This window comes from Streptomyces sp. NPDC058470, assembly GCF_042721055.1.
Taxonomy (GTDB): domain Bacteria; phylum Actinomycetota; class Actinomycetes; order Streptomycetales; family Streptomycetaceae; genus Streptomyces.
In genome coordinates this window covers 1-1,159 of sequence record NZ_JBHXMF010000154.1, presented here as the reverse complement: position 1 = coordinate 1,159, position 1,159 = coordinate 1, and the positions used below count along the sequence as shown (strand labels likewise).

The 1,159-nt window shown below is 68.9% G+C and carries 2 protein-coding genes; both read right to left on the bottom strand.

Features of this window, described 5'->3' with window-relative positions; genetic code table 11:
* Window positions 1-27: 27 nt before the first annotated feature.
* A complete protein-coding gene (locus tag ACFWP7_RS42615) occupies window positions 28-555 on the bottom strand; it encodes a transposase (RefSeq protein WP_384394052.1) in 528 nt (175 codons plus the stop codon).
* Between the two features lie 53 nt (window positions 556-608).
* Window positions 609-1,091, bottom strand: coding sequence for a winged helix-turn-helix domain-containing protein (locus tag ACFWP7_RS42610; protein WP_384394049.1), 483 nt, complete (start codon window positions 1,089-1,091; stop codon window positions 609-611).
* Between the last annotated feature and the right edge of the window lie 68 nt (window positions 1,092-1,159).

Here is a 1,159-nt window from a genome sequence, read left to right as displayed (position 1 = left end):
ACTACTGACCTTGAATGCGTGATGTCGTCATGGTGAGGCGGGTGCCAATCCGGTGCCGGTGAGGCAGCCGTCGAGGACGTCGTGGCGGTATTGGAGCTGGCGTAAGCCGCGCCGGACGGCGGTGATCAGGTCTTGCGGGTCGGCGAAGGCGCGGTTGGCCGTGGTGGTACGCCTCAGTACCGACCAGATGCCCTCGACCGGGTTGAGGTCGGGTGAGTAGGGCGGGAGTTGGTAGACGGTGAGCCAGTCCCGTTCGGCGATGTAGCGGCGCATCCCGGCCGTCAGGTGGGTGTTCAAGTTGTCCCACACCAGCACGATCGGGCCGCCGAGCTGCTGGTGCGCGGTCTGGATCAGGTCACGGTAGTCCTTCCAGGAGAAGCTTTTGCGTCCGTCGGGCCGGGCGTCCGGGCAGGGCCGGTAGATCAGCCGGGAGCGTTGGCCGATTTTGTAGCAGGCCAGGGCGGCGACGGATAAGCGTCGGCGGGAGCGGCCCCGCACGCGCACGACGGGCGTGCGGCCGCGGCGGGACCAGGTGCGGGCGGTCGGCGGCGTCATCGAGAAGCCGGCCTCGTCTTCGAAGACGAGCCAGGCTTCGAGCGCCGCCGCGGTCATTCCACGTGCGGCCAGGTCTCCTTCACCCAGCCGGCCACCGCTGTCTCATCGCGTTCCAGGGCCCGGCGGGCGGGGATCTGGCAGGTCCAGCCGTGTCGTTTGAGCAGGGCCGCGACGCCCTGGATCGTGTAGCTCCGGTGGAACCGGCACCCGATCAGGGTCGTGATCCGTGCCAGAGTCCAGGTCTGGTCGGACCAGCCGTGCGCGAGGGGCCCCTTGTCCAACTCCCGCTCCAGGACCGCGAACAGCTCATCGCTCAGCAGCGGCAGGGACGCCGGTCCCTTCGACGCAAGAGCCCGCGTCCCACCCTCGGCCCACGCTCTGCGCCAGCGCTGCACCGAGCGGACAGTGACCCGCAGGTCATGAGCAACAACAGCGCTGTCGTCACCGCGCGCGAACCGCTCGGCCGCCTCTGCCCGAAGCCGCTCCCGAAACGCCCGACGCTCGGCGGTCAGCCCGCCACCCTGCGCGTACCTCATGAAGACGGCATACCGCCGGGATCACCAGTTGTCAGCCCTCACGACACCACGCTTTGAAGGTCAGTAAC